At 71.3% G+C, this 25374-nt stretch carries 26 protein-coding genes; 21 read left to right on the top strand and 5 right to left on the bottom strand.

Annotation, left to right across the window (positions count from 1 at the left end; translation table 11 throughout):
- The first annotated feature begins 211 nt into the window (after nt 1-211).
- From ACFYQ6_RS00675 to ACFYQ6_RS00635, 9 genes are all read left to right on the top strand, one after another.
- The gene (locus tag ACFYQ6_RS00675; RefSeq protein WP_361580229.1) at nt 212-961 is read left to right on the top strand and encodes a metalloregulator ArsR/SmtB family transcription factor; all 750 of its coding nucleotides are present in this window, start codon (nt 212-214) and stop codon (nt 959-961) included.
- Entirely contained in the window at nt 958-2379 is a 1422-nt protein-coding gene (gene sufB / locus ACFYQ6_RS00670; RefSeq protein WP_033303094.1) for a Fe-S cluster assembly protein SufB, read from the top strand. The genes ACFYQ6_RS00675 and sufB overlap by 4 nt, the downstream gene beginning before the upstream one ends.
- Before the next feature lie 60 nt (nt 2380-2439).
- On the top strand, nt 2440-3621 hold the full coding sequence (gene sufD / locus ACFYQ6_RS00665; RefSeq protein WP_361580231.1) for a Fe-S cluster assembly protein SufD: 1182 nt from the start codon (nt 2440-2442) through the stop codon (nt 3619-3621).
- Between the two features lies 1 nt (nt 3622).
- A complete protein-coding gene (locus tag ACFYQ6_RS00660) occupies nt 3623-3940 on the top strand; it encodes a bifunctional 3-phenylpropionate/cinnamic acid dioxygenase ferredoxin subunit (protein ID WP_014156911.1) in 318 nt (105 codons plus the stop codon).
- A 7-nt stretch (nt 3941-3947) separates the two neighbouring features.
- Nucleotides 3948-4736 carry a Fe-S cluster assembly ATPase SufC gene (gene sufC / locus ACFYQ6_RS00655; RefSeq protein WP_361580233.1) on the top strand — a complete coding sequence of 263 codons (789 nt, stop codon included), beginning with the start codon at nt 3948-3950 and terminating at the stop codon, nt 4734-4736.
- A complete protein-coding gene (locus ACFYQ6_RS00650; protein WP_361580235.1) occupies nt 4733-6001 on the top strand; it encodes a cysteine desulfurase in 1269 nt (422 codons plus the stop codon). Before sufC ends, ACFYQ6_RS00650 begins: the two co-directional genes overlap by 4 nt.
- A gap of 26 nt (nt 6002-6027) precedes the next feature.
- The gene (sufU, locus tag ACFYQ6_RS00645) at nt 6028-6483 is read left to right on the top strand and encodes a Fe-S cluster assembly sulfur transfer protein SufU (RefSeq protein ID WP_356736277.1); all 456 of its coding nucleotides are present in this window, start codon (nt 6028-6030) and stop codon (nt 6481-6483) included.
- On the top strand, nt 6480-6818 hold the full coding sequence (locus ACFYQ6_RS00640) for a metal-sulfur cluster assembly factor (RefSeq protein ID WP_014156915.1): 339 nt from the start codon (nt 6480-6482) through the stop codon (nt 6816-6818). Before sufU ends, ACFYQ6_RS00640 begins: the two co-directional genes overlap by 4 nt.
- A 196-nt stretch (nt 6819-7014) precedes the next feature.
- Nucleotides 7015-7377 (top strand): VOC family protein, encoded by a 363-nt coding sequence (locus tag ACFYQ6_RS00635; RefSeq protein WP_361580237.1) that lies wholly within the window; start codon nt 7015-7017, stop codon nt 7375-7377.
- A 53-nt stretch (nt 7378-7430) separates the two neighbouring features.
- On the opposite strand, the gene ACFYQ6_RS00630 is transcribed toward ACFYQ6_RS00635, so the two are convergent.
- Nucleotides 7431-8573, bottom strand: a complete 1143-nt coding sequence (locus ACFYQ6_RS00630) for a hypothetical protein (protein ID WP_361580239.1) — start codon at nt 8571-8573, stop codon at nt 7431-7433.
- Nucleotides 8574-8726: 153 nt separating this feature from the next.
- On the opposite strand from ACFYQ6_RS00630, the gene ACFYQ6_RS00625 reads away from it, so the two are divergent.
- From ACFYQ6_RS00625 to dapD, 3 genes are all read left to right on the top strand, one after another.
- Nucleotides 8727-9047 carry a multidrug efflux SMR transporter gene (locus ACFYQ6_RS00625; protein ID WP_361580241.1) on the top strand — a complete coding sequence of 107 codons (321 nt, stop codon included), beginning with the start codon at nt 8727-8729 and terminating at the stop codon, nt 9045-9047.
- The gene (locus ACFYQ6_RS00620) at nt 9047-9595 is read left to right on the top strand and encodes a TetR family transcriptional regulator (protein WP_361580243.1); all 549 of its coding nucleotides are present in this window, start codon (nt 9047-9049) and stop codon (nt 9593-9595) included. The genes ACFYQ6_RS00625 and ACFYQ6_RS00620 overlap by 1 nt, the downstream gene beginning before the upstream one ends.
- Before the next feature lie 279 nt (nt 9596-9874).
- Nucleotides 9875-10873, top strand: coding sequence for a 2,3,4,5-tetrahydropyridine-2,6-dicarboxylate N-succinyltransferase (gene dapD / locus ACFYQ6_RS00615; RefSeq protein WP_361580245.1), 999 nt, complete (start codon nt 9875-9877; stop codon nt 10871-10873).
- Here the strand turns inward: dapD and dapA are convergent, their stop codons facing one another.
- The gene (gene dapA, locus ACFYQ6_RS00610; RefSeq protein ID WP_361580247.1) at nt 10874-11761 is read right to left on the bottom strand and encodes a 4-hydroxy-tetrahydrodipicolinate synthase; all 888 of its coding nucleotides are present in this window, start codon (nt 11759-11761) and stop codon (nt 10874-10876) included.
- Nucleotides 11762-11911: 150 nt separating this feature from the next.
- Here dapA and ACFYQ6_RS00605 point away from each other — a divergent pair, with 150 nt between their 5' ends.
- The 7 genes from ACFYQ6_RS00605 to ACFYQ6_RS00575 all read left to right on the top strand — a co-directional run bounded on the left by ACFYQ6_RS00605 (nt 11912) and on the right by ACFYQ6_RS00575 (nt 20270).
- Nucleotides 11912-12553 (top strand): DUF4232 domain-containing protein, encoded by a 642-nt coding sequence (locus ACFYQ6_RS00605; RefSeq protein WP_361580248.1) that lies wholly within the window; start codon nt 11912-11914, stop codon nt 12551-12553.
- Nucleotides 12554-12865: 312 nt separating this feature from the next.
- Nucleotides 12866-13273: a YciI family protein gene (locus tag ACFYQ6_RS00600; RefSeq protein ID WP_361580250.1), complete on the top strand. Its 408-nt coding sequence runs from the start codon at nt 12866-12868 to the stop codon at nt 13271-13273.
- A gap of 8 nt (nt 13274-13281) precedes the next feature.
- The gene (locus ACFYQ6_RS00595; RefSeq protein WP_361580442.1) at nt 13282-14454 is read left to right on the top strand and encodes a DUF6596 domain-containing protein; all 1173 of its coding nucleotides are present in this window, start codon (nt 13282-13284) and stop codon (nt 14452-14454) included.
- A 439-nt stretch (nt 14455-14893) separates the two neighbouring features.
- A complete protein-coding gene (locus ACFYQ6_RS00590; protein ID WP_361580252.1) occupies nt 14894-16375 on the top strand; it encodes a hypothetical protein in 1482 nt (493 codons plus the stop codon).
- Between the two features lie 218 nt (nt 16376-16593).
- Entirely contained in the window at nt 16594-18051 is a 1458-nt protein-coding gene (locus tag ACFYQ6_RS00585; RefSeq protein ID WP_361580254.1) for an alkaline phosphatase PhoX, read from the top strand.
- A gap of 328 nt (nt 18052-18379) precedes the next feature.
- On the top strand, nt 18380-19960 hold the full coding sequence (locus ACFYQ6_RS00580) for a TROVE domain-containing protein (protein WP_388759491.1): 1581 nt from the start codon (nt 18380-18382) through the stop codon (nt 19958-19960).
- Between the two features lie 79 nt (nt 19961-20039).
- Nucleotides 20040-20270 carry a hypothetical protein gene (locus ACFYQ6_RS00575; RefSeq protein WP_356736297.1) on the top strand — a complete coding sequence of 77 codons (231 nt, stop codon included), beginning with the start codon at nt 20040-20042 and terminating at the stop codon, nt 20268-20270.
- 113 nt (nt 20271-20383) lie between these two features.
- Here ACFYQ6_RS00575 and ACFYQ6_RS00570 read toward each other — a convergent pair whose 3' ends face one another.
- The 3 genes from ACFYQ6_RS00570 to ACFYQ6_RS00560 form a co-directional block, all read right to left on the bottom strand.
- Complete coding sequence (locus ACFYQ6_RS00570; protein ID WP_361580258.1) at nt 20384-21610, bottom strand: TerD family protein; 1227 nt, start codon at nt 21608-21610, stop codon at nt 20384-20386.
- A 64-nt stretch (nt 21611-21674) separates the two neighbouring features.
- A complete protein-coding gene (locus tag ACFYQ6_RS00565) occupies nt 21675-21908 on the bottom strand; it encodes a hypothetical protein (protein ID WP_361580260.1) in 234 nt (77 codons plus the stop codon).
- An 88-nt stretch (nt 21909-21996) separates the two neighbouring features.
- Complete coding sequence (locus ACFYQ6_RS00560; protein ID WP_361580262.1) at nt 21997-22806, bottom strand: NAD(P)-dependent oxidoreductase; 810 nt, start codon at nt 22804-22806, stop codon at nt 21997-21999.
- Nucleotides 22807-23150: 344 nt separating this feature from the next.
- On the opposite strand from ACFYQ6_RS00560, the gene ACFYQ6_RS00555 reads away from it, so the two are divergent.
- Nucleotides 23151-24110 carry a 5-dehydro-4-deoxyglucarate dehydratase gene (locus ACFYQ6_RS00555; RefSeq protein ID WP_388759487.1) on the top strand — a complete coding sequence of 320 codons (960 nt, stop codon included), beginning with the start codon at nt 23151-23153 and terminating at the stop codon, nt 24108-24110.
- Nucleotides 24107-25291 (top strand): hypothetical protein, encoded by a 1185-nt coding sequence (locus ACFYQ6_RS00550; protein ID WP_388759484.1) that lies wholly within the window; start codon nt 24107-24109, stop codon nt 25289-25291. Before ACFYQ6_RS00555 ends, ACFYQ6_RS00550 begins: the two co-directional genes overlap by 4 nt.
- Nucleotides 25292-25374 lie beyond the last annotated feature (83 nt).

Raw genomic sequence — 25374 nt, 5'->3', positions numbered from 1 at the left:
GACCGGCCCCCGGTGGATCTTCTCCCGGGGCCGGCCCCGTCGCGCGCACGGGCGGCGGCGCCCGCGCCCCCCCAGGGCCCCGACCTGCGGGGGCAGCGCGGTGATCGACATTTCCGCAGGTCAACTTAGGTTCACCTAAGTGATGCACCGCACCGCGGCGGGTCTCGGAGGCGGGTTGTCACGCTCGAAGGAATTACGCAACAATGGCGTTGTGAAATACGTTGGCGAGGCTCCTCAGGAGGAACTCGCGACCGGTGAGCGCTCGACGCGCAACCGGGTCGCGCGCTCCATCCTGGACCACGGCCCCTCCACCGTCGCCGATCTGGCCAAGCGGGTCGGCCTGACCCAGGCGGCCGTCCGGCGGCACCTGGACGCCCTCGTCTCCGACGACGTGGTCGAGGCCCGCGAGCAGCGGGTCTACGGGGCACGGACCCGTGGCCGCCCGGCCAAGGTGTTCGCCCTCACCGACTGCGGCCGGGACGCCTTCGACCAGTCCTACGACAAGCTCGCCGCCGACGCGCTGCGCTGGATCGCCGAGACGGCGGGGGACGAGGCGCTCGTCGCCTTCGCCCGCGCCAGGATGGCCGCCCAGTCCGAGACGTACCGTGCCGTGGTCGAGGCCGCGGCCCCCGAGGCGCGTACCGAGGCGCTGGCCAAGGCCTTGTCCGCCGACGGGTACGCTGCTACGGCGCGCAGCGCGCCGGCTCCTCAGCAGGGCGAGCAGCTGTGTCAGCACCACTGCCCGGTGGCACACGTCGCCGAGCAGTTCCCGCAGCTGTGCGAGGCGGAGACGGAATTCTTCTCCAGCCTGCTCGGGACCCATGTGCAGCGTCTCGCCACCCTCGCCCACGGTGACGGTGTGTGCACGACGTTCGTCCCACGCAGCAGCCCCGCAGCGCCACAGGCTTCACAGACCACCCATTCAGCATCTGCAAGCACGGCCGGGAGGAACCCCGCATGACGCTCCCCACGGAGACTGCCCACCCTGAGCTCGAGGGTCTGGGTACGTACGAATTCGGCTGGGCCGACTCCGACGCGGCAGGCGCGGCGGCGAAGCGCGGCCTGTCCGAAGCTGTCGTCCGCGACATCTCGGAGAAGAAGAACGAACCGGAGTGGATGCTGAAGCTCCGGCTCAAGGGCCTGAAGCTGTTCGGCAAGAAGCCCATGCCGAACTGGGGCTCCGACCTGTCGGGCATCGACTTCGACAACATCAAGTACTTCGTGCGGTCCACGGAGAAGCAGGCGGAGTCCTGGGAGGACCTGCCCGAGGACATCAAGAACACGTACGACAAACTCGGCATCCCGGAGGCGGAGAAGCAGCGCCTGGTCGCCGGTGTCGCCGCGCAGTACGAGTCCGAGGTGGTCTACCACCAGATCAACGAGGAGCTCGAGGCGCAGGGTGTCATCTTCATGGACACCGACACCGCGCTGAAGGAGCACCCCGAGCTCTTCAAGGAGTACTTCGGCACCGTCATCCCCGTCGGTGACAACAAGTTCGCCTCGCTGAACTCCGCCGTGTGGTCCGGTGGCTCCTTCATCTACGTGCCGAAGGGCGTGCACGTCGAGATCCCGCTCCAGGCCTACTTCCGTATCAACACGGAGAACATGGGCCAGTTCGAGCGGACGCTGATCATCGTCGACGAGGACGCCTACGTCCACTACGTCGAGGGCTGCACCGCGCCGATCTACTCGTCCGACTCGCTGCACTCCGCGGTCGTCGAGATCATCGTGAAGAAGGGCGGCCGCTGCCGCTACACGACCATCCAGAACTGGTCGAACAACGTCTACAACCTGGTCACCAAGCGCGCCGTGGCGTACGAGGGCGCGACCATGGAGTGGGTCGACGGCAACATCGGTTCCAAGGTCACCATGAAGTACCCGGCCGTCTACCTGATGGGCGAGCACGCCAAGGGCGAGACCCTGTCCATCGCCTTCGCGGGCGAGGGCCAGCACCAGGACGCCGGCGCCAAGATGGTCCACATGGCTCCGAACACCTCCTCCAACATCGTCTCCAAGTCGGTGGCGCGAGGCGGTGGCCGCACCTCCTACCGCGGTCTCATCGAGATCGGCGAGGGTGCGCCGGGCGCCAAGTCCAACGTGCTGTGCGACGCGCTGCTCGTGGACACCATCTCCCGCTCCGACACCTACCCGTACGTCGACGTCCGCGAGGACGACGTGTCGATGGGTCACGAGGCGACCGTCTCCAAGGTCTCCGAGGACCAGCTCTTCTACCTGATGAGCCGCGGCATGACCGAGTTCGAGGCCATGGCGATGATCGTGCGCGGCTTCGTCGAGCCGATCGCCAAGGAGCTGCCCATGGAGTACGCCCTGGAGCTCAACCGGCTGATCGAGCTGCAGATGGAGGGTTCGGTCGGCTAGTACGCCCGCCGACCGCGTCCCGAAGAGTTCTTGACTGAGAAAGCGAGCACTACGACAGCCATGGCTGAGGCTCAGAACATCCCGGCCGGTTCGACGACCGCCGGTTCCATCGCGGTGGCGGCCGAGTCCACCGTCGCCACGCGCATGAGCGCGCCCCCGTCCTTCGACGTCGCGGACTTCCCGGTCCCGCACGGCCGCGAGGAGGAGTGGCGGTTCACGCCGCTGGAGCGGCTGCGCGGCCTTCACGACGGCACCGCCGTCGCCACGGGTGACGGTGTCAAGGTCGTCGTAGAGGCGCCCTCGGGCGTCACGGTCGAGACCGTCGGCCGCGACGACGCGCGGCTCGGCAAGGCCGGGAAGCCGGTGGACCGGGTCGCCGCCCAGGCGTACTCGTCCTTCCAGCAGGCCTCGGTCGTCACGGTCGCCAAGGAGGCCGTGCTCAGCGAGCCGGTCCGGATCACCGTGCACGGCGAGGGCGGCGTGGCCTACGGCCACCAGGTCATCGAGCTGGGCGCCTTCGCCGAGGCGGTCGTCGTCATCGACCACACCGGTGACGCCGTGCTCGCGGCCAACGTCGAATACGTCCTGGGCGACGGCGCCAAGCTGACCGTCGTCTCCGTCCAGGACTGGGACGACACGGCGGTCCACGTCGGCCAGCACAACGCGCTGGTCGGCCGCGACGCCTCCTTCAAGTCGATCGTCGTGACGTTCGGCGGGGACCTCGTCCGTCTCCACCCCCGCGTCGCGTACGCGGCCCCCGGCGGTGAGGCCGAGCTCTTCGGCCTGTACTTCACCGACAAGGGCCAGCACCAGGAGCACCGTCTCCTGGTCGACCACAACACGCCGCACTGCAAGTCCAACGCCGTGTACAAGGGTGCGCTCCAGGGCGACGACGCCCACGCCGTCTGGATCGGTGACGTGCTCATCCAGGCCGCGGCCGAGGGCACCGACACCTACGAGATGAACCGCAACCTGGTTCTCACCGACGGCGCCCGGGTCGACTCCGTACCGAACCTGGAGATCGAGACCGGCGAGATCGTCGGCGCGGGCCACGCCTCGGCGACCGGCCGTTTCGACGACGAGCAGCTGTTCTACCTCCAGTCCCGCGGCATCCCGGCCGAGGAGGCCCGCCGGCTCGTCGTGCGCGGCTTCTTCGCCGAGCTGGTCCAGCAGATCGGCCTGCCCGACGTCGAGGCCCGGCTCCTCGACAAGATCGAGGCCGAGCTGAAGGCGTCGGTCTGAGATGGCCTTCGTCAAAGCCTGTGCGCTGAGCGAGCTGGAGGACGACACCCCCAAGAGGGTGGAGCTCGACGGCACGCCGGTCTCCGTCGTCCGCACCGAGGGCGAGGTGTTCGCGATCAACGACATCTGCTCGCACGCGAACGTCTCGCTGTCGGAGGGCGAGGTGGAGGACTGCGCGATCGAGTGCTGGCTGCACGGATCGAGCTTCGACCTCCGCACCGGCAAGCCGTCCGGCCTTCCCGCGACGCGCCCCGTCCCCGTATACCCCGTCAAGATCGAAGGGGACGATGTGCTCGTCTCCGTCACCCAGGAGTCCTGAGTCACCCATGGCAACGCTTGAAATCCGCGACCTGCACGTCTCCGTCGAGGCCGACAACGCCACGAAGGAGATCCTCAAGGGCGTCGACCTGACCGTGAAGCAGGGCGAGACGCACGCCATCATGGGCCCCAACGGGTCCGGCAAGTCCACCCTCGCGTACTCGCTCGCGGGTCACCCCAAGTACACGATCACGAGTGGCACGGTGACCCTGGACGGCGAGGACGTCCTGGAGATGTCCGTCGACGAGCGCGCCCGCGCGGGCCTGTTCCTCGCCATGCAGTACCCGGTCGAGATCCCCGGCGTCTCGGTCTCCAACTTCCTGCGCACCTCCGCCACCGCCATCCGCGGCGAGGCCCCCAAGCTGCGGACGTGGGTGAAGGAGGTCAAGGAGTCGATGGCGGACCTCCAGATGGACCCCGCCTTCGCCGAGCGCAACGTGAACGAGGGCTTCTCCGGCGGTGAGAAGAAGCGCCACGAGATCCTCCAGCTGGAGCTCCTCAAGCCGAAGATCGCCATCCTCGACGAGACCGACTCGGGTCTCGACGTCGACGCCCTGCGCGTCGTCTCCGAGGGCGTCAACCGGGTCCGCGAGGGCGGTGAGGTCGGCACCCTGCTGATCACGCACTACACGCGCATCCTCCGCTACATCAAGCCCGACTTCGTGCACGTCTTCGCCAACGGCCGCATCGCCGAGTCCGGCGGCGCCGAGCTCGCAGACAAGCTGGAGAACGAGGGCTACGAGGCATACGTGAAGAGCCCCGTGAGCGGAGCGAACTCAGGAGGTACGGTCGCGTGACTGACGCCCGACAGGGGCTCTCCGGCCTCCTCGACACCGAGGCGATCCGTAAGGACTTCCCGATCCTGGACCGTACGGTCCACGACGGCAAGAAGATCGTTTACCTGGACAGCGCTGCGACCTCGCAGAAGCCGCGCCAGGTTCTCGACGCGCTCAGCGCGTACTACGAGCGGCACAACGCCAACGTCCACCGCGGTGTCTACACGATCGCGGAGGAGGCGACCGCGCTGTACGAAGGCGCTCGCGACAAGGTCGCGGCCTTCATCAACGCACCCAGCCGCAACGAGGTGATCTTCACCAAGAACGCCTCGGAGTCGCTCAACCTCGTCGCGAACATGCTCGGCTGGGCGGACGAGCCCTACCGGGTCGACAGCGACACCGAGATCGTCACCACGGAGATGGAGCACCACTCCAACATCGTGCCGTGGCAGCTGCTCTCGCAGCGCACCGGCGCGAAGCTGAAGTGGTTCGGCATCACGGACGACGGCCGCCTCGACCTGTCCAACATCGACGAGATCATCACGGAGAAGACGAAGATCGTCTCCTTCACGCTGGTCTCCAACATCATGGGCACGATCAACCCGGTCGAGAAGATCATCCGCCGGGCCCAGCAGGTCGGCGCCCTGGTCTGCATCGACGCCTCGCAGGCCGCCCCGCACATGGTGCTCGACGTGCAGGCGCTGCAGGCCGACTTCGTGGCCTTCACCGGCCACAAGATGGTCGGCCCGACGGGCATCGGCGTGCTCTGGGGACGGCAGGAACTCCTCGAGGACCTGCCGCCGTTCCTCGGCGGCGGCGAGATGATCGAAACCGTGTCGATGCACTCGTCGACGTACGCCCCCGCCCCGCACAAGTTCGAGGCGGGTACGCCTCCGATCGCCCAGGCGGTCGGCCTCGGTGCCGCGGTGGACTACCTCACCTCGATCGGCATGGAGAACATCCACCGCCACGAGGAGGCCATCACCCGGTACGCGGTACAGCGGCTCCTGGAGGTCCCCGACCTGCGGATCATCGGTCCGTCCACGGCCGAGGACCGCGGGGCGACGATCTCCTTCACGCTCGGCGACATCCACCCCCACGACGTGGGCCAGGTACTCGACGAGCTGGGCATCGCCGTCCGGGTCGGACACCACTGCGCACGGCCGGTCTGCCTGCGCTACGGAATTCCCGCGACCACGCGAGCGTCGTTCTATCTGTACTCCACGCCCGCCGAGGTCGACGCCCTGGTGGACGGCCTGGAGCACGTGCGGAACTTTTTCGGTTAGATGGCAGAGCGGCTGAGGGTTGACTGGTGAAGCTTGAATCCATGTACCAGGAAGTGATCCTGGACCACTACAAGCACCCCCACGGGCGTGGCCTGCGGGACGGCGACGCCGAGGTGCACCACGTCAACCCGACGTGCGGCGACGAGATCACGCTCCGCGTGAAGTACGACGGCGAGACGATCGCCGACGTCAGTTACGAGGGCCAAGGCTGCTCCATCAGCCAGGCGAGCGCCTCGGTGCTCAACGAGCTGCTCGTCGGCAAGGAACTCGGGGACGCGCAGAAGATCCAGGAGACCTTCCTGGAGCTGATGCAGTCCAAGGGCCAGCTGGAGCCGGACGACGCGATGGAGGAGGTGCTGGAGGACGCCGTCGCGTTCGCCGGCGTCTCCAAGTACCCGGCCCGGGTCAAGTGCGCGCTGCTGAGCTGGATGGCGTGGAAGGACGCGACGGCGAAGGCGCTGTCCGAAGGGAAGACGGCATGAGCGAGAACGAGACTCTGACCACCAAGCCGGCCTCCGAGGAGGAGGTCCGCGAGGCGCTGTACGACGTGGTCGACCCCGAGCTGGGGATCGACGTCGTCAACCTGGGCCTGATCTACGGCATCCACATCGACGACGCCAACATCGCCACCCTCGACATGACGCTGACGTCCGCGGCCTGCCCGCTGACCGACGTGATCGAGGACCAGGCGAAGTCCGCGACCGACGGCATCGTCAACGAGCTGCGGATCAACTGGGTCTGGATGCCGCCGTGGGGCCCGGACAAGATCACCGACGACGGCCGTGAGCAGCTTCGCGCCCTCGGTTTCAACGTCTGACCCCCTGATGTCCAGGACGGCCCCCGGCACACGCCGGGGGCCGTCCTGCGTATCCGCCCCGTGTGCCGGACGTCGGCCCGGGGGCCGGACCGTGCCCCTCGCATCGCTCCACCGCGATCCGGCGGCCGACGGGTTCCCAGGGTCACGGTCCCGCCGCGAGTGACAGCGGGCGCGCCCGCCGGGCAGACTGGCGGGCATGGCCGTTCGTATGTATCAACTCACCGTGGACACCCACGACCTGCCCTCGCTCGCCCGCTTCTGGTGTGCGGTGCTGGACTGGAAGGTGCTGTTCGAGGACGAGGAGGAAGTCGTCATCGGGGCCGACGCGTCCGCGCTGCCCGGCATGTGCTTCGTCCCCGTGCCGGAGGCGAAGACCGCCAAGACCCGGCTCCACATCGACCTGGCGCCCGACGACCAGGACGCGGAGGTGGAGCGGATCCTGGGGCTCGGGGCGCGGCGCGTCGACATCGGGCAGGGCGAGGCCACCTGGGTCGTGCTGGCCGACCCCGAGGGGAACGAGTTCTGCGTGCTCAGCCCGAAGAACTCGCTGGTGGACTGAGCTCCTGACGTCCCGTGAGCCCCGGACGTCGCGCGGGACCCACGGGAGGACGGTCAGAGGTGGGCGCCGCCGCCGTACGGAGGCGGGCTCTGCTGAGGCGGTCCGGCTGCCTCGGCCAGTACCGGCCCCAGGTTCTCCGTCCGTATCCGCCGGTCCACGTACAACAGCCCGACCACCAGCTGCGGGAACGTCGTCGAGATGATCTGGCTCACCAGCTGCCCGAGCAGCGTCGCCACCAGGTAGCCGCTGACGGCGACCAGCACGGCCGCGGTGCTCGGGTCGTCGCCCATCGACGACGTGCCGATCACGCCGGGGAACATGCCGAGGATCGAGAACGGCATCTGGATGACGTAACCCGCTGCTGCCGCCATCGCGCCGGCGAGCAGGGTGATGCCGAAGATCCGCCACCAGTCGCCGCGCACCAGCTGGGACGAACGCCGCAGCGCGGCCAGGGGCCCCTGGCCCTCGAAGACCACGACCGCCGGTGCCAGGCAGAACTTGATCCAGAGCCAGACCGCCAGCGGCCCGGTCAGCAGCGCGCCGAGCACGCCCAGCCCGATCGCGGTGGCGGCGCCGGCACCACCGCTCTCCATGGTGAGGAGGCTGACCATCACCGCGATGAAGGCGACCATCAGCAGGATCACGGGGACGACCGCGATCAGCGCGGTGAGCAGCACCGTGCCGATCACCGGGGTGACCCGCGACCAGGCCCTGCGCCACACCGTGCCGAAGGAGACGGGCCTGCCCAGGACCGCCTCCTGGAGCACGGCGGGCACCGCCGCGTACATCAGCCCGGAGACGAGCGCCATGACGACGATGCCGAGCAGCAGCAGGACGGCGCCCGAGACCACGAGCGGCACGACGTCGGAGGACAGGGCCTCCTCGTCGTAGCTGAGCGAGACCACACGCTCCAGGTGGTCGGCGACGGCGGAGTAGGCGACCGCGACCGCCACCACCATCAGCAGCGCGGCGCCGCCGTAGAGGGCGGCGGCCATGCCGAACAACTGCTTCCAGTACCGGCCCATCGTCGAGAACGCCCCGCCCAGCAGGTCTCCCAGCTTCAGCGGGGCGAGCGGTATCACCCCTGGCTTCGGCGGCGGCACCCAGCCGCCCCATCCCGGCGGCACCCCGTAAGGACTGCCCCCGTACGGTGCGCCCCCGTAGGCGCCCCCGCCCCACCCTGCGTCCTGCGCCACTACCACTCCGTTGTTCGTATCGTCCGGTCATCGGTCCAGCCGGTCCGGACACCGTAGCGTCCCCGGACGGACCCGAACCCTGCGCCTGCGGGCCCGTACAAGGGGGAGGGGCTTTGTGTACAGGTGTACGCAACGATGTGTACGCTCGTACGTATGGGATACGGACTGCTGGCCGCGGCGATAGCGGCGGAGGTGGCCGGGACGACGGCCATGAAGTACAGCGAAGGCTTCACCCGGCTGTGGCCCTCGCTGGTCACGGTCGTGGGGTACGTACTCGCGTTCGCGCTGCTCGCCCAGACCCTCAAGACGCTCTCCGTCGGTACCGCCTACGCGATCTGGGCAGGCGTGGGCACGGCGGCGGTCGCCGCCATCGGGATCATCTGGATGGGCGAGGCCGCGGGGCCCGTGAAGCTGGCCGGCATCGCGCTGATCGTCGCGGGGGTCGTGGTCCTGAACCTGGGAGGGGCCCACTGATGGTCCGGCGGTACGACCCCGAGCGGCGCGAGCGCATCATCGAGGCGGCCATCCGGGTCGTCGGGGCCAAGGGCATCGCGGGTCTCAGCCACCGTTCGGTGGCGGCCGAGGCCGATGTGCCGCTCGGCTCGACGACCTATCACTTCGCCTCGCTCGACGAACTGCTCGTCGCCGCTCTGCGCCGGTGCAACGAGAACTTCGCCGCGACCGTACGCGAGAGCGCGTATCTCTCCGATCCCGCGGTCCCGCTCGCCGACGAGCTGGCCCGGCTGCTGGGGGAGTGGTTCGCGGGCGGGCGCGGGCCGATGGAGCTGGAGTACGAGTTGTACCTCGCGGCCCTGCGCCGACCCGCACTGCGGCCCGTCGCCGCCGAGTGGGCCGACGGCCTGGCCGCGCTGATCGTCCCCCGCTCCGACCCGGCCACCGCGCGGGCGCTCGTCGCCCTGATGGACGGGATCAGCCTCCAGGCGCTGCTGACCGGGGGAGACTTCGACGCGGAGTACGCCAGGGAGATGCTGGCCAGGGTCGCGGCCGGGTCCGGCCACTGAGAACGCCGGGAGCCGCAGAGCCGCCGCCGGTGCCGGCCCGTGGCACCGGCGGCAGGGACGCTTCCGGAGCCTGTACGCGGGCGCCTCCCGCAGCCGTCGGGCTCGCCCCGCGCCTGGGGGCGCGCTGTACTCCGCCGCGCCCGGGCTGCTCCCGTCGCTGTGCGCGGTCCTCGCCTGTGGCGCGGGCCTGGCCGTGCCGGCGGCGCGGCGGGTGCGGCGACCCTCCCGGACGCTGAGACCGGTTCGCCCGCGCGGGGCCCGGGCGGTTAGGTTTTGGTCATGACCGACACGACTTCCCAGGGTTCCGCCCGCACCACCGGCGCCGTCGCCGCCGGCCTCGCCACCATCGCCGGTGACGGCACCGTCCTCGACACCTGGTTCCCCGCCCCCGAGCTCGCCGCCGAGCCCGGCCCGGCAGGGACCCACCGCCTCAGCCCCGAGGAGGCGGTGAACCGCCTCGGCGAGGGCGCGGCCAGGGCCATCGGTGTGGACGCGCGCCGCGGGGTGGAGATCGTCGCCGTGTCCACGGTCATCTCCTCGCTCGACGACAAGCCGCTCGACGCGCACGACACCTACCTGCGCCTGCACCTGCTCTCGCACCGGCTCGTCCAGCCCCACGGCCAGAACCTCGACGGCATCTTCGGCTTCCTCGCCAACGTCGCCTGGACCTCGCTGGGTCCGGTGGCCGTCGACGACCTGGAGAAGGTCCGGCTCAACGCCCGCGCCGAGGGCCTGCACCTCCAGGTCACGTCCGTGGACAAGTTCCCCCGGATGACGGACTACGTCGCGCCCAAGGGCGTGCGCATCGCCGACGCCGACCGGGTCCGGCTCGGCGCGCACCTGGCCTCGGGCACGACCGTGATGCACGAGGGCTTCGTGAACTTCAACGCGGGCACCCTCGGCACCTCCATGGTCGAGGGCCGCATCTCCGCGGGTGTCGTCGTCGGCGACGGCTCCGACATCGGCGGCGGCGCGTCCACGATGGGCACGCTGTCCGGCGGCGGCAAGGAGCGCATCGTCATCGGGCAGCGCTGCCTGATCGGCGCCGAGGCCGGCATCGGGATCGCGCTGGGCGACGAGTGCGTGGTCGAGGCCGGGCTGTACGTCACGGCCGGCACCCGCGTCACGATGCCCGACGGGCAGGTCGTCAAGGCCCGCGAGCTCTCCGGCGCCTCCCACATCCTCTTCCGCCGCAACTCGGTCACCGGTGCCGTCGAGGCCCGCCCGAACAACGCGGTCTGGGACGGGCTCAACGACATCCTGCACAGCCACAACTGATCAAGCCGTGGCCGCGAGGAGTTCCTCGTAGATCCCGCGCAGCCCGCCGACCGCGTCCCGGTCGGCGGGCTGCAGCGGTTCGCGGACCGGGCCCGCGTCGAGCAGCGCCTTCGCCGTGACGGTGCCGGGCAGGCCCGAGGACATCATCGCCTCGACCAGGGCCACGGTGAGCCCGTTCAGGCGGGCGGCCTCCGCCGTGTCACCGGCGTCGAACGCGTCCAGGACGGCCCGCATGCGGCGCGGGACCACGTTGGCGACCGTACTGACGTAACCCGCGCCGCCCAGTGCGTACAGCGGCAGGTTCAGCTCCTCGCAGCCCGAGTAGTAGGCCAGTGAGGTCCGCGCCATCACCTTCGTCGCCGCGAGCAGGTCGTACGAGCAGTCCTTGACCGCGACGACGCGCGGGTGTTCCGCCAGGCGCAGCAGGGTGCCCGGTTCGATCCGTGTGCCGGTGCGGCCGGGGATGTCGTAGAGCATCAGCGGGATGCCCGTGGCCTCCGCGATCCGCAGGAAGTGGGCCTCCACGGCCGCCTGCGGGGGGCGGCTGTAGTACGGCGTCACCACGAGGAGCCCGTCGGCGCCCGCCTCCTCGGCCTCCCGCGCCAGCCGGACCGTGTGGCGGGTGTCCGAACTGCCGACGCCGGCGAGGAGCGGGACCGAGCCGCCGACCGCCTCACGGACCGCCCGGAGCAGTGCGGTCTTCTCCTCGTCCGTCGTGGTCGGGGACTCGCCCGTGGTGCCGCTGAGCACGAGGCCGTCGCAGCCCTCCGCGACGAGCCCGGAGGCGTGCCGGCGGGCGGCGTCCAGATCCAGGTCACCCGCAGCGGTGAACGGCGTGATCATGGCGCAGAGGGCGCGGCCGAAGGGCCTGGCCGTGTGGGATGTCATCTCCGCAGTCTCGGCGCCCGGTCCGTGCGGGTCCACTTAGATCTGCTCGGGGTGACGGCCAAGAGATGCTGAACTGTCCTACCGGGCGGCCCGTGTCTGACATGATCGAACTGATGGACGACGGGCCGTTCCAGGGGTGGGGCACACGGTATGCGCGTACGGAAGACGATCTCGGCCGCCGTGCTCGCGGTGACCGCACTGAGCCTCTCCGGCTGCGCCGGCTTCCTGGTGCCCGCGGGGGAGGGGGAACCGGGCCCCACGGGGAGCCCTGCCACCACCACGCGGCCCACGCCCCCCGCCGCGGTCCCGGACGAGGGGGACACCGCCGACGCGCCCGCCCAGGGCGCCCCGGACCCCGTGGCGCCGGTCGGCGACTGCCCCGCGTCGGGGGTGACCGTGGACATGGGCGAGGTCCAGACGGCGATGTTCCATCGTGCTGTCGTGCTCACCCTGACCAACTGCGGGAAGAAGCCGTACCGCGTCCACGGCTATCCCTCCGTCCGGGCGCTGGGCGAGGACGGCGAGCGCCTCGCCGTGCCGGTGAACGCGGGCGCCTCGATGTTCGGCAACGACGAGGGACCCGAGGAGATCATGCTGAAACCGGGCGGGACGGTCCGGTCCACCCTGGCCTGGGTCTCCACCCAGGAGGGCGGAGACCTCATCGAGGGGGACGCCCTCGCGATCGCCGCGGCCCCGGACGCGGGCGCGCGCGTCTTCCCGCTGGAGGGACACGACCTGCGCCTGATGGACGAACTGAACACGACAGCCTGGCGCACGAGCACCACCGGATGACAGGTCGACGGGATGACGGGTCGACGGGATGACCGGCCACGGAACCGGGCGCGGCTGAACCGTACGAGGCGGTGCTCCTGTCCTCCGGCGGGGCTCACCACCGCCGCCCGGCCGCACGTGTCCGGCCGGTGCCGGCCTTCGAAGCTCGCGCCCGCGTGCCAGGGTGTGGACCGGACCCCGCGAGACGGCTCACCCGGACCCGTCCACGCACGTCCGGAAAAAATTCCGGACGGCGATGTCGAGAACCCGTGACCGGCTCCGTCCCCGCAATGAACGCGACCACGAAGGGTCGCACCGGCGAGGAGAAACACCATGGCCAAGTACCTGATGCTCAAGCACTACCGCGGCGCCCCGGCCGCGGCCAACGACGTGCCGATGGACCGGTGGACACCCGAGGAGATCTCGGCGCACATGCGGTACATGCACGACTTCGCGGCCCGGCTGGAGCAGACCGGCGAGTTCGTCGACGGTCAGGCGCTCGCCCCCGAGGGGATGTGGGTCCGGTACGACGGTGAGGGGCGCCCGCCGGTCACCGACGGCCCGTTCGCCGAGACCAAGGACCTCATCGCCGGGTGGATGGTGATCGACGTCGACAGCCAGGAGCGCGCCGTCGAACTGGCAGGGGAACTGTCGGCCGCCCCCGGGGCGGGCGGCAAGCCGATCCACGAGTGGCTCGAACTGCGCCCCTTCCTGTCGGCGCCGCCCACCGTCACGGAGTGACCTCACCGATGGACGAGGCCCTGCTCCGCAGCCTCATTCCGGGCGTCATCGCCGTCCTCGTCCGCCGCGGAGCCGACTTCGCGGCGGCCGAGGACGCCGTCCAGGACGCGCTGGTGGAGGCGCTCCGCGTCCGGCCGGCAGGGCCCTCCTCGGGCGACCTGCCCGCGGAGCCCGTCCGGGACCCCAAGGGCTGGCTGATCACAGTCGCCTGGCGCCGGTTCCTCGACGCCACCCGGGCGGATGCCGCCCGGCGCCGGCGTGAGGACCGTCTCGACGAGGAGCCGGTGCCCGGCCCCGCGGCGGCGGTGGACGACACGCTCCAGCTCTATTTCCTGTGCGCCCACCCGTCACTCACGCCCTCGTCCGCGGTCGCGCTCACGCTGAGGGCCGTCGGCGGGCTGACCACGCGTCAGATCGCCCAGGCCTATCTGGTGCCCGAGGCGACCATGGCGCAGCGCATCAGCCGGGCCAAGCGCACCGTCTCCGGAGTGCGCCTCGACCGGCCGGGCGACGTGGCCACCGTGCTGCGCGTCCTCTACCTGGTCTTCAACGAGGGATACTCCGGCGACGTCGACCTCGCCGCCGAGGCCATCCGGCTCACCCGGCAGCTCGCTGTCCGGGTCGACCACCCGGAGGCGGCGGGGCTCCTCGCCCTCATGCTGCTCCACCACGCCCGGCGCGCCGCCCGGACCGCGGCGGACGGCAGCCTGGTGCCCCTCGCCGAGCAGGACCGCGGCCGGTGGGACACCGGCGCGATCGCCGAGGGCGTCATGATCCTCCAGGCGGCCCTCGGCCGCGACCGGTTGGGCGAGTTCCAGGCCCAGGCCGCCATCGCGGCCCTCCACGCGGACGCGCCCACGGCCGAGGAGACGGACTGGGTGCAGATCGTCGAGTGGTACGACGAGCTCGTGCTCCTGACCGCCAACCCCGTCGTGCGGCTCAACCGCGCGGTGGCCGTCGGCGAGGCCGACGGGCCGCGGGCGGGCCTCGCGGCACTCGCGGAGCTGGACGCCTCGCTGCCCCGCTGCACCGCGGTGGCGGCCTACCTCCACGAGCGCGACGGCGACCTGGCGACGGCGGCACGGCTGTACGCCGAGGCGGCTCACAAGGCGCACGACCTCGCCGAGCGCGACCACCTGACCCGCCAGGCCGCGCGGCTCAACGTCCGCCTGCCGCGCTGACGGTGGGTGCCGGAGGGCTCTGGTGCCGCTTCCGCCGACGGCGGGTGTCGGGGGGCTCGCCTGCGTTCCCGCCGGCGGCGGGTGTGGCGGGGCTCGCCTGCCGTTCCCGCCGGCGACGGGTGTCGCGGGGCTCGCCTGCCGATCCCGCTGACGGACGGTGCCGCCGGGTCCCGCGTGCCCGGTGGCTCCCCGGTGCACGAGCGCGCTTGCGAAGCGCCCCGGAACCCCGGCGTCGCAGTGGAGGCACGCGCGGAGCCCCGTGCGGGAGCGGCGGCGGAGTCCGGGCCCCGTGCCCTCGCACGCGGCCCCGTGGCCGGCCTGTGCGGGAACGGGCGGCTCGGGACGAAATGCGGTCTAGGCTGGGGCCGCGGCCGTGGACCCCGTACGCGCCGGTCCGGCCCCGCACACAGCCCGCGCACGCCCCGAGGAGAACACCCTGATGTCCGCAGAGCGCCCCTCCCTGCCGCCGGTGCGGCTGCACTCCGAGGCCGAGCTGGCACGGGACGCGCTGGCCGCTCCGCTGCTCGTCCGCGCCGTCCGCCTCGCCCGCTGGGCCGGGCCCGGCACGCGTGTCGGCGCCGGGGGCGAACTCGTCGAGGCCCAATTGCCCGCGGCGGCCGAGCATCTCGGGCTCGCCGACGACGAGGACGGCGCCGCGTACGCGAGCGAGGCGTGGCGCCTCGCCGTCGACACCGGGCTCGTCGACGTGGAGGACCCGCAGGACGAGGACGGTCTGGACGAGACCGCGGGTGACGACGCCGAGGGCACCGCCACCGCCGGGGAGAATCTCGCCCTGCTCACATCGGGATCCCCGCAGGACGTCCTCGCGATCTGGCTCGACGGTCTGGACGCCGTGCACGCGGACGCCACCGCCCCGGCCTTCGACGACTTCGCCGACCTCATCGGCGAGGACGGCAGCGTCGACTTCGACGCCCTGGACTGGGACCCGGAGGCGGAGGCCGAATTCCTCGACGGGGTGCTCGCCAACCTCTACCTGCTGACCGTCTCCGAGGCGGGCCCCGCCGATGCGCCGGTGCCGTTGCCCGCCCTCGCCGCGTCCGTGGTGGTGCCCGAGGACATGGGCGAGCCCACCGACGACGTCCTGGAGCAGGTGTCGGAGGCCATGATGCGGCTGGACGACCAGTTCCGGGTGCTCGAACCCATCGGGATCGTCGAATACCGGCCGGTGGACGAGTCGTTGCTCACCGAGGAGGGCGAGGAGGCCACTCCGCCCGCCGACGACGAGGACGTCACCCGCTACGGCCTGGTGAAGCTGACTCCGCTCGGCCTCTACGGCATCCGGGAGCGGATGCTGGAGGCAGGGGTGGACGCGCCCGCCGTCGGCGACCTCGCCGACAAGGGCGCCGACGCGCTCCTCGACGGCATCGCCTACTACCCCGAGGAGGCCGCGCGCTCCGAGGTCGGGTTGTGGCTCGCCCGGCGCGGCGCCGCAGGCGCCGAGACCGCCGCGGCCGAACTCCTGGGTGCGGCACGCGGCGCCGACCGGCGCGCCCCGCTGCGCAGGCTCCACTGCCAACAGGCCCTCGCCCTGGTCGGCCCGGAGGCGGAGCCCGCCGTGCGCGCGGTGCTCGGCGACCCCGAACTCGGCGGGCTGGCGCGCGTCTGGCTCGTGGAGCGCGGCGCGGGGGACGTGCCCGCGCCTCCCGAGTCGATGATCTTCTGGCTCGCCGTCGACACGATCGCCGCGCAACTGGACGCCGACGGCGATCTGGACGAGCTCCAGGAGCTGGTGGAAGGGCTCTCCGGCCAGCACAGCGGCTTCTTCGACGAGGCATGGAGGGTCGAGCACCCCGCGACGTCCGAGGTGCTGGAGGCGGTGGGCCGGCTGCACCGTGACCGGAAGATCGCGAAGGAGGCCCGCAAGGCGGCCTTCAAGGCCCGTTCGCGCGCCAAGGACTGAGAGGCGGAGGGCCCGGCAGCCGGACAGGGAGGCTTTTCGGCCAGGCGTGGTGCGCCGCGCCCGGCCGGAACCTCGCGGGGTGACGGGATTTGTCCCTGATCGCCGGAGGGCTTGATCAGAGAGCCCGCTCGGCGTCGTACGTCGTTCAACTGCTGTTGGTCCTGGGGAGGGAGCGTGATCACGCCAACCACCCGGCCACGTACCACCAGGAGTCCGCGATGTCAGTCACGCGCAGGGAATTCACCAGACAGTCAGCTCTCACCGGGGCCGGCATCGCCCTCACCGGCGCCGTGGGCGCCCTGGCCACCGCTCCCGGCGCCCTCGCCGCGGAGGACGCCCGCCACGGTCACGGCCACGGCGAGGACGGCAAGGGCCACGGCAAGGAGCTGGGCTACGGCCCGTTGATCCCCGACCCCGACGGGATCCTCGCGCTGCCCGCCGGATTCTCGTACCGCGTCCTCACCCACAGCGGTGTCACCAAGCTGGAGACCGGCGAGCCGACCCCGTCCAACCACGACGGCACCGCCGCCTTCGAGGGGCCCCGCGGTGTCACGCTCCTCGTCAACAACCACGAGCTGAGCGGTACCCGCGCCGGCTGGCAGTACCCGGTCCCGCTCACGGAGGGACTCGTCTACGACCCGGTCGCGGCCGGCGGCTGCACCGTCGTGGAGACGCGCCGTGACGGCCGTACCGCCGAGTGGGTCGGCATCGCCGGTACGTCGACCAACTGCGCGGGCGGCAGCACCGAGTGGGGCACCTGGCTCACCTGCGAGGAGACCGAGGACAAGGCCGGCAAGAACGGCCTCCTCAAGGACCACGGCTACGTCTTCGAGGTCGACCCGTACGACAAGCGCGCCAACCGCGACCCGCGCCCCATCAAGGCCTTCGGCCGCTACGCCCACGAGGCCGTCGTCATCGACCCGAAGCAGGGTCACGCCTACCTGACCGAGGACGCGTCCGGCCCCAACGGCCTGCTCTACCGCTGGGTTCCGCCGAAGGGCTTCAAGCACGGCCGCGGCAAGCTGCGCACGCTCGCCGACGACGCCGGTGTCCTCCAGGCCACCAAGTGCTTCGACAAGAAGGGCGCGTTCGTCGACGACCTGTCGCGTGCCACCGAGATCGGGACCGTCTACGGCGTGGACTGGGTCGACGTGCCCGACCGCGACGCGAAGACCGTCTCCGTGCGCAAGCAGTTCACCGACGGCCAGGTCACCCGCGCCCGCAAGCTCGAAGGCATGTGGTGGGGCGACGGCGGTGCCTACTTCGTCTCCTCGTTCGCCCGGAGCGAGAGCCCCGTGGCGCACGACGGTCAGGTCTGGTTCTACGACCCCAAGCGCCGCACGATCACCCTGAAGGTCCTCCTCGGCGTCAACCCGGACCCGTCCGTGGACGGCGCCCTCGACGGCCCGGACAACATCACCGTCTCGCCGTACGGCGGCATCGTCATCTCCGAGGACGGCAACGGCATCCAGCACCTCTTCGGGGCGACCGACAGCGGCCGCACCTACCCGATCGCCCGCAACGAACTGAACGACGGAACGGAGGAGGACCCCTCCTACAGCGAGTTGACCGGGGTCACCTTCTCGCCCGACGGAAAGACGCTGTTCGCCAACATCCAGACCCCGGGCATCATGCTCGCCATCACGGGTCCGTGGAAGCGCCAGCCCAACAAGTGACGAAAGCCGCGCGGTGCCGGGGGAGGAAATTCCTTCGCGCGCCGCGCGGTCGCTCTTCTATGGTCATGGCCATGCACCTCCCGGTGCGAAGGCAGCGGCTACTTCCTTTCCCGAAATCACGCCGCAGCCGTCCTGACCTCGGGAGGCACGAGCGCCGGGGTGCCCGGTGCGCAGGCGACGGTTACTTCCTGATTCGACGGTTGCGGGTTCGAGTCCCGCCCGGCCCCGGCCGGTAGCTCAATCGGGTAGAGCATCGGCAAACCGTCGCCGATTCCGATCTCGGGCACCCCACCGCTGTGCCCTCCCCCATGAATTCGGGGGAATTCACATGGCTCGCTTCAACACCCGCTCCGCGCGTCCCCTCGTCACCTCGCCCGTGCGGACGACCGGCCGCACCACCCTCAACCACCAGGGCGGCACGGGACACCTCAGGGACTCCCGGTCCGAGCTCTTCCTGCTGGCCGTCGCGAACTTCGTGTCGCAGCAGACGTTCTACGAGGACGGCGGGGAGCGCGACACCCGGTTCGCCGCACTCGTGCGGACCCTGGCCGTCGAGGACCCGGAGTGGACGGCGGGGCTGCTGAGCTGGCTGCGCCGCGAGGGACAGATGCGCACGGCGTCCCTCGTCGGCGCCGCCGAATACGTGAAGGCGCGGCTCGACGCCGGTGCGGTGGACGGCCCCTCCAACCGCCAGGTCGTGGACTCGGTGCTGCTGCGCCCGGACGAGCCCGGTGAACTGCTCGGCTACTGGACCTCGCGGTACGGCCGCGCCGTGCCCAAGCCGGTCAAGCGAGGCATCGCCGACGCCGTGCGCCGGCTCTACAACGGCAAGGCACTGCTGAAGTACGACACCGCGTCCAAGGGCTACCGCTTCGGTGACGTCCTGAACCTGGTGCACGCCGCGCCCGACCCCGCCAAGCCCTGGCAGGGCGAGCTGTTCCGCTACGCCCTGGACCGCAGGCACCACCCCGAGGACGCCGTCCCGCCCGCGTCGGACACCACCCTCACCGCCCACCAGGCCCTGATGGCGGTGCCGGTCGCCGAGCGCCGCGCGGTGGTCACCGGGCCCGGAGGCGCGGAGCAGCTGGCCGAGGCGGGCATGACCTGGGAGGCGCTCGCGGGATGGCTGCAGGGGCCGATGGACGCCGCGGCCTGGGAGGCCGTGATCCCGTCCATGGGGTCCATGGCGCTCGTACGCAACCTGCGCAACTTCGACGAGGCGGGGGTCTCGGACCAGGTCGCTGCCGGGGTGGCGGCGCGGATCAGCGACCCGGAGGCCGTCGTGGCCTCGCGGCAGTTCCCCTTCCGCTACCTGGCGGCGTACCAGCACGCCCCGTCGCTGCGGTGGGCCTACCCGCTGGAGCAGGCGCTCGGGCACTCGCTGGGGAACGTCCCTGCGCTCCCCGGCCGCACGCTGGTCCTCGTCGACCGGTCAGGCTCGATGTGGTCCCCGCTGTCGGACCGCTCCCAGCTGAACCGGGCCGACGCGGCGGCCGTCTTCGGCGCGGCGCTTGCGCTGCGGGCCGACGACGCCGACCTGGTCGAGTTCGGTACGACCAGCGCGCCGGTGACCCACCGCAGGGGTGAATCCGTGCTGAAGGTCCTGGAGCGCTTCGGCGACCTCGGCGGGACCGACACCGTGCGGGCGGTGCGCAAGCACTACCGCGCACACGACCGGGTACTGATCGTCACCGACGAGCAGGCCTCCTTCACCCACTACGGCGACGCCACCGAGGGCATCCCGCCGACCGTGCCCGTCTACACCTGGAACCTCGCCGGATACCGGGTCGGGCACGCGCCGTCCGGAAGCGACAACCGCCACACGTTCGGGGGTCTTTCCGACGCGGCTTTCCGCATGGTGCCCTTGCTGGAAGCGGGCAGGAGCGCGGTCTGGCCTTGGCAGCGCTGATTACGAATGCGGCACTACTGACCGCTCCGGAGCGGTCGGGCATGGCGTCGAGGGCTCCCAGGGCGCATACTCGACCGTAATGAAACAGTCAGCCGGTTCCCGGCGTCACCTGCCTTCCAGTCCCTTCAACCGCCCGGCCCAGGAGGCCCCACCGGTCGAATGCTTCGATGTGGGCGACAGGGTGTCGCACGACCAGTTCGGCCTCGGGCGAGTCCTCGCCGTCGAGGGCGACAACGACGCGGTGCTCATCGACTTCTCGGGGCGCCAGGGGAGGATCCTGAGCCCGTACTCCAAGCTGACCAAGCTCTGAGAGAGAGAACGAGCACGCACCGCGTCCCACCGGAAACTTCCGGATCCGGGGCACCCTGGGGTTGAGACCCCTCGGGTGCCCCGGAAGCCGTTCCGGGGCGGCCGACGGCGGCCCTACAGGGCCTTCGCGGCCGGCTTCACCATGCCCCGGACGGTCCGCGACTTCACGAACTCACCCATACCGGTCATCTCCCATTCGCCGGAGAACTGCTTGATCAGCTTGGCCATCATCACGCCGGTCTGCGGCTCCGCGCCGGTCAGGTCGAAGCGGACGAGCTCCTCGCCCGTGGCGGCGTCGATCAGCCGGCAGTAGGCCTTGGCGACCTCGGTGAACTTCTGGCCGGTGAACGAGTTGACCGTGAACACCAGGCCCGTCGCGTCCGCGGGGATCCGGCCGAGGTCCACGACGATCACCTCGTCGTCGCCCGCGCCCTCACCCGTGAGGTTGTCGCCGGAGTGCTTGATCGCGCCGTTCAGGATGGAGAGCTTGCCGAAGTAGCAGCTGTCCAGGTGATTGCGGTTGGGGCCGAAGGCGATCACCGAGGCGTCGAGGTCGATGTCCTTGCCGCGGAACGCGGGCTCCCAGCCGAGGCCCATCTTGACCTGCGAGAGCAGCGGCCGGCCGCCCTTGACCAGGGACACCGTCTGGTTCTTCTGGAGGCTGACCCGGCCCTTGTCGAGATTGATCTTGCCGGAGCCGGCGGGTGCGGGCGGCGCCGGGGGAGCCGGGGGAGCGATTCGCGGGTCCACGGGCGGGGTAGTGGTCCGGGGCGCGACGGGCGGTGCGGCCGGCGGAGCGAGGGGCGCCGCCGCCGGTGCGGGCGGGGTGGCCGCCGCGGGCTCCTCCACCGAGACGCCGAAGTCGGTGGCGATGCCCGCCAGGCCGTTCGCGTAGCCCTGGCCGACGGCGCGGGCCTTCCAGGCGCCGTTGCGCAGGTAGATCTCGATGACCACCAGTGCCGTCTCGCTGCCCAGCTGCGGCGGGGTGAAGGTGGCGAGCACGCCGCCGTCGTCCGCGTTGCGCACGGTGGCGGTGGGCTCGACGCCCTGGAAGGTCTGGCCCGCGGCGTCGGGGCTCGCGGTGACGACGATCTTCTCGATGCCCGGGGGGACCGCGGTGGTGTCCACCACGATCGCGTCGGGCGCGGACCCGCCGCCCGAGCGGTAGGTCACGCCGGGGCCCGAGGGCTGGTTGTAGAAGATGAAGTCGTCGTCGGAGCGCACCTTGCCGTCGGCGGTGAGCAGCAGGCCCGAGACGTCGAGCCGCACGGGGGCGGCGACGTCCACCGCCACGCGGGCGGCGGAGAGAGGGATGTTCGAGCCGGGGGTCATTGCGGTCATGCACGGGGTAACGAACGACCCGGCTTTGCCGTTCCCTTACCTTCGGCGGCTTGATCCGTACGGCTCAGTGCCTGCCGCCGGCCCGGTTGCGGGGGTGGTCCCGCGCGGTCCGCTCGTTGCCGTGCCGGTATGCGCCCGTCCAGCGCGCCATGACGAGCTGGGCGTCGCCCGACGCCACTTCGGCCAGGAACTTCTCCGCCCGGCCGCCGCGCAGGGTGCCCGCGGGGCGGCCGTGGTGGGTGAGGGTGACGCTCGCGTCACCGTGCTGCTCGTACCGGAATCCGGAAGGTCTGGGCATGGCCGTATGGTGCACCTTCCGGCGCGCCGGGGCACGGCGTTTTCCCGGGACCGGCCGAGGGCCTCGGTTGCCGGACCGGCCGAGGGCCTCAGTAGGGCCAGATCGGCGGGTCCGTGACGAAGTGACCGCCGATGTGGGCGTGGTCGGGGTTCTCCGGGTCGAGCTCGCCGTGCTCGGCGACGAGCTTGTCCGCGTACTGCTCGGAGTCGTCCTGCGGGTCGTACCCGAGGGCGCGGGCGCTCGTCAGGTCCCACCACAGACGGGTGTTGTCGGAGGAGCCGTAGACCACGGTGTGCCCCACGTCCTCGGCGGTCAGGGCGGCGTGGAAGAGGCGCGCCCCGTCGCCGGGGCTCATCCAGACGGACAGCATCCGCACCGACGTCGGCTCCATGAAGCAGGATCCGATGCGCACCGAGACGGTCTCCAGGCCGTGCTTGTCCCAGTAGAACTGGGCGAGGTCCTCGCCGAACGACTTCGACAGGCCGTAGAAGGTGTCGGGGCGCCGGGGGGTCTCCACCGGGATCAGCGGGTCGCCGGGCAGGGGGCGCGGGGTGTAGCCGATGGCGTGGTTGGAGGAGGCGAACACGATGCGTCCGACACCCTCCTCGCGCGCCGCCTCGTAGAGGTTGTAGGTGCCCTCGATGTTGGAGCGCAGGATCTTGTCGAACGAGGCTTCCAGGGAGATGCCCGCGAGGTGGATGATCGCGTCGACGCCCCGCACGGCTTCCCGGAGGGCGTCCTTGTCGCCCAGGTCCGCGGTGACGGCGCCGGGCTCACCCTCGATGGGGGTGAGATCGAGGAGCCGGAGGTCGTAGCCGTAGGCGGGGAGCAGTCCCCGCATGAGGGTGCCGAGGCCGCCGGCGGCGCCGGTGAGCAGAACGGTGCGGGGAGCGGGCATACGGGGATCTCCTCGGTGCGGGCGCAGGACGCGGGCGCGGCGTGCGCGGACAGGTGCGGCAAGGTGCTGCGCGGAGCTGGACGTACGGACAGCAAGGTACGCGCGGCGCGCGGACATGGCGCAACCCGCCCGGAGCGTCAAATGCATGGATCACATTCACATGCGTGGACACGCTAAGAACTCCGGGCGGACCGCGTCAAGTGCGGTGCCCACTCGAACGATCCGGGCCCGAGTCGGGTGTTCGCGTCTTGACCTGCGCCGTACGGCTGCCTTAGCGTGGCAGCGTTCATGAATATGGACATCGATCATAATTGTGCACGCCTGAATCTGCTCAGGGAGCGCCCGTGACCTCAGCCCCCCTTGCCGCCCGACTCACCGACGTCGCCGGGCCGCTCTTCTTCCCCGTCACCGCCTACGGGCCGGACGGCGCCGTCGATCTCGACGCCTTCCGCGCACACGTGCGCAAGGGCGTCGACGCCGGCGCGGCAGCCGTCTTCGCCTGCTGCGGCACCGGCGAGTTCCACGCGCTGGCCCCCGACGAGTTCCGCCTCCTCGTGGCCGCCGCCGTCGAGGAGACGGCGGGGCGGGTGCCCGTCGTCGCGGGCGCCGGTTACGGCACGGCGCTCGCGATCCAGTACGCGAAGCTCGCCGAGGAGGCGGGGGCGGACGGGCTGCTCGCCATGCCGCCCTACCTCGTCGTCGCCGGCCAGGAGGGGCTGCTCGCCCACTACGCCGCCCTCGCCGCCGCGACCTCGCTGGAGACGATCGTCTATCAGCGGGACAACGCGGTCTTCACCCCGGAGACCGTCCTCGCCCTGGCCGCCACTCCCGGGATCATCGGGCTGAAGGACGGCGTCGGCGACCTCGACCTGATGCAGCGCACCGTCAGCGCCGTGCGCACCGGACTGCCGGGTGAGGACTTCCTGTACTTCAACGGGCTGCCCACCGCCGAACTGACGGGGCTCGCCTACCGGGGCATCGGCGTCACGCTCTACTCCTCCGCCGTCTTCGCCTTCGCCCCCGACATCGCCCTGGCCTTCTACCGGGCGCTGGAATCCGGCGACGACGACCAGGTCAACGCGCTGCTCGACCACTTCTACCGGCCGCTCGTCGAACTCCGGGCCAAGGGCCGGGGCTACGCCGTCTCGCTGGTCAAGGCGGCCGTCCGGCTGGAGGGTCTGGACGTCGGACCGGTGCGCACCCCGCTCACCGAGCCCACGGCGGCGCACGTCGAGGAGCTGACCGCGATCATCGCGAACGGCCGCGCCCTGCTGGAGAAGTACGGCACGGAGGAGGCGAAGTGAAGGCCTCCGCCTTCCTGTACCCCTGGGACGTCGTAGGGGATCCCGAGGCGGCCGGACGGCTTGCCGGTCTCGGTGTCGAGCAGGTGACGCTCGCCTCCGCGTATCACTCCACCCGGGCCCTGACCCCGCGCCACCCCGGCCACCGGATCGTCACCGCCGAACACGCGGCGGTGCTCTACCCGCCGGACGACACCCGCTGGAAGGGGCGCGAGCTGAGCCCTTACCCGCAGTCCTGGGTGCCGGGGGAGGATCCGTACGCCGAGGCCGCCGACGCGCTGTCGGACGCCGGTCTCCAGGTGCACTCCTGGGTGGTCCTGGCGCACAACTCCCGGCTCGGGGCGGAACATCCGGACACCTCCGTGGTCAACGCCTACGGTGACCGCTATCCCTGGGCGCCGTGCATCGCGCAGCCCGCCGTCCACGCGTACCTGGTGGACCTGGCGGCCGAGGCCGCCGTACGGCCGGGGGCGTCGGGAACCGAGCTGGAGTCGTGCGGCTGGTACGGCTTCGCGCATCTGCACGCCCACGACAAGACCGCGGGGGTGGGCCTCGGGGACGCCGCGCAGTATCTGATGTCCCTCTGCTTCTGCGCCGACTGCCGGGCCGGGTACGCCTCGGTGGGGCTGGACCCCGACGGGCTGGGCGCGGCGGTCCGCCGCGCGCTGGAACCCGTCTGGGCCGGTCAGGGGTCCGCCGAGGCCGGCTGGTCCGGCGTGGGGGAACTGCTCGGCGAGGACCTCGCCGACGCCACCCTGCGGTGGCGCACACAGGTCGCCAGGGGCCTCCAGGAGGCGGCTGTGACGGCGGTGCGGGCCGCCGCGCCGAGTCCGGACTTCCAGGTCCTGCTGCACGCCGACCCGGCGCCGTACCGCACCGGTGCCAACGTCGGGACGGACCCCGCGCACATCCTGTCCACGGCGGACGGGGTCGTGCTGCCGTGCACCGGACCGGACCCGGCGCGCGAGGTGGTGCTCGGCCCGTACAGAGGCCTCTCCGGCGTGCTCGCCGCGAACTTCAACTTGGTCACCGGGATGGGCGGCAGCCCCGGCACACTGGCACGGGACGCCGCGCACGCGGCCTCCCTCGGCGCGGGCGAACTGCGCCTGTACCACGCGGGTCTGGCCTCCGGCCCGGACCTGCGTGCCGTCACCGACGCCCTGTCCGCCCTGCGCGGCGGCTGAACCGGCCGGCACACGTCCCACCCGCAGGTCCCCGGTGCACGCCGGGGACCTGCGGCTTTTCCGGCTTCCGGTGACGAAACCAA

The sequence above is a fragment of the Streptomyces sp. NPDC005494 genome (assembly GCF_042872025.1).
Taxonomy (GTDB): Bacteria; Actinomycetota; Actinomycetes; order Streptomycetales; family Streptomycetaceae; genus Streptomyces.
Note: the sequence above shows the minus strand (reverse complement) of the source record. Positions and strands in the feature narration are given on the sequence as shown.

Bases quoted from the DNA above. Each gene is read 5' to 3' on its own strand.
- sufB (WP_033303094.1), top strand. From the start codon at position 958: ATGACGCTCCCCACGGAGACTGCCCACCCTGAGCTCGAGGGTCTGGGT.
- sufD (WP_361580231.1), top strand. From the start codon at position 2,440: ATGGCTGAGGCTCAGAACATCCCGGCCGGTTCGACGACCGCCGGTTCC.
- ACFYQ6_RS00660 (WP_014156911.1), top strand. From the start codon at position 3,623: ATGGCCTTCGTCAAAGCCTGTGCGCTGAGCGAGCTGGAGGACGACACC.
- sufC (WP_361580233.1), top strand. From the start codon at position 3,948: ATGGCAACGCTTGAAATCCGCGACCTGCACGTCTCCGTCGAGGCCGAC.
- ACFYQ6_RS00640 (WP_014156915.1), top strand. From the start codon at position 6,480: ATGAGCGAGAACGAGACTCTGACCACCAAGCCGGCCTCCGAGGAGGAG.
- ACFYQ6_RS00635 (WP_361580237.1), top strand. From the start codon at position 7,015: ATGGCCGTTCGTATGTATCAACTCACCGTGGACACCCACGACCTGCCC.
- ACFYQ6_RS00625 (WP_361580241.1), top strand. From the start codon at position 8,727: ATGGGATACGGACTGCTGGCCGCGGCGATAGCGGCGGAGGTGGCCGGG.
- ACFYQ6_RS00620 (WP_361580243.1), top strand. From the start codon at position 9,047: ATGGTCCGGCGGTACGACCCCGAGCGGCGCGAGCGCATCATCGAGGCG.
- dapD (WP_361580245.1), top strand. From the start codon at position 9,875: ATGACCGACACGACTTCCCAGGGTTCCGCCCGCACCACCGGCGCCGTC.
- dapA (WP_361580247.1), bottom strand. From the start codon at position 11,761: ATGACATCCCACACGGCCAGGCCCTTCGGCCGCGCCCTCTGCGCCATG.
- ACFYQ6_RS00605 (WP_361580248.1), top strand. From the start codon at position 11,912: ATGCGCGTACGGAAGACGATCTCGGCCGCCGTGCTCGCGGTGACCGCA.
- ACFYQ6_RS00600 (WP_361580250.1), top strand. From the start codon at position 12,866: ATGGCCAAGTACCTGATGCTCAAGCACTACCGCGGCGCCCCGGCCGCG.
- ACFYQ6_RS00595 (WP_361580442.1), top strand. From the start codon at position 13,282: ATGGACGAGGCCCTGCTCCGCAGCCTCATTCCGGGCGTCATCGCCGTC.
- ACFYQ6_RS00590 (WP_361580252.1), top strand. From the start codon at position 14,894: ATGTCCGCAGAGCGCCCCTCCCTGCCGCCGGTGCGGCTGCACTCCGAG.
- ACFYQ6_RS00585 (WP_361580254.1), top strand. From the start codon at position 16,594: ATGTCAGTCACGCGCAGGGAATTCACCAGACAGTCAGCTCTCACCGGG.
- ACFYQ6_RS00580 (WP_388759491.1), top strand. From the start codon at position 18,380: ATGGCTCGCTTCAACACCCGCTCCGCGCGTCCCCTCGTCACCTCGCCC.
- ACFYQ6_RS00575 (WP_356736297.1), top strand. From the start codon at position 20,040: ATGAAACAGTCAGCCGGTTCCCGGCGTCACCTGCCTTCCAGTCCCTTC.
- ACFYQ6_RS00570 (WP_361580258.1), bottom strand. From the start codon at position 21,610: ATGACCGCAATGACCCCCGGCTCGAACATCCCTCTCTCCGCCGCCCGC.
- ACFYQ6_RS00565 (WP_361580260.1), bottom strand. From the start codon at position 21,908: ATGCCCAGACCTTCCGGATTCCGGTACGAGCAGCACGGTGACGCGAGC.
- ACFYQ6_RS00560 (WP_361580262.1), bottom strand. From the start codon at position 22,806: ATGCCCGCTCCCCGCACCGTTCTGCTCACCGGCGCCGCCGGCGGCCTC.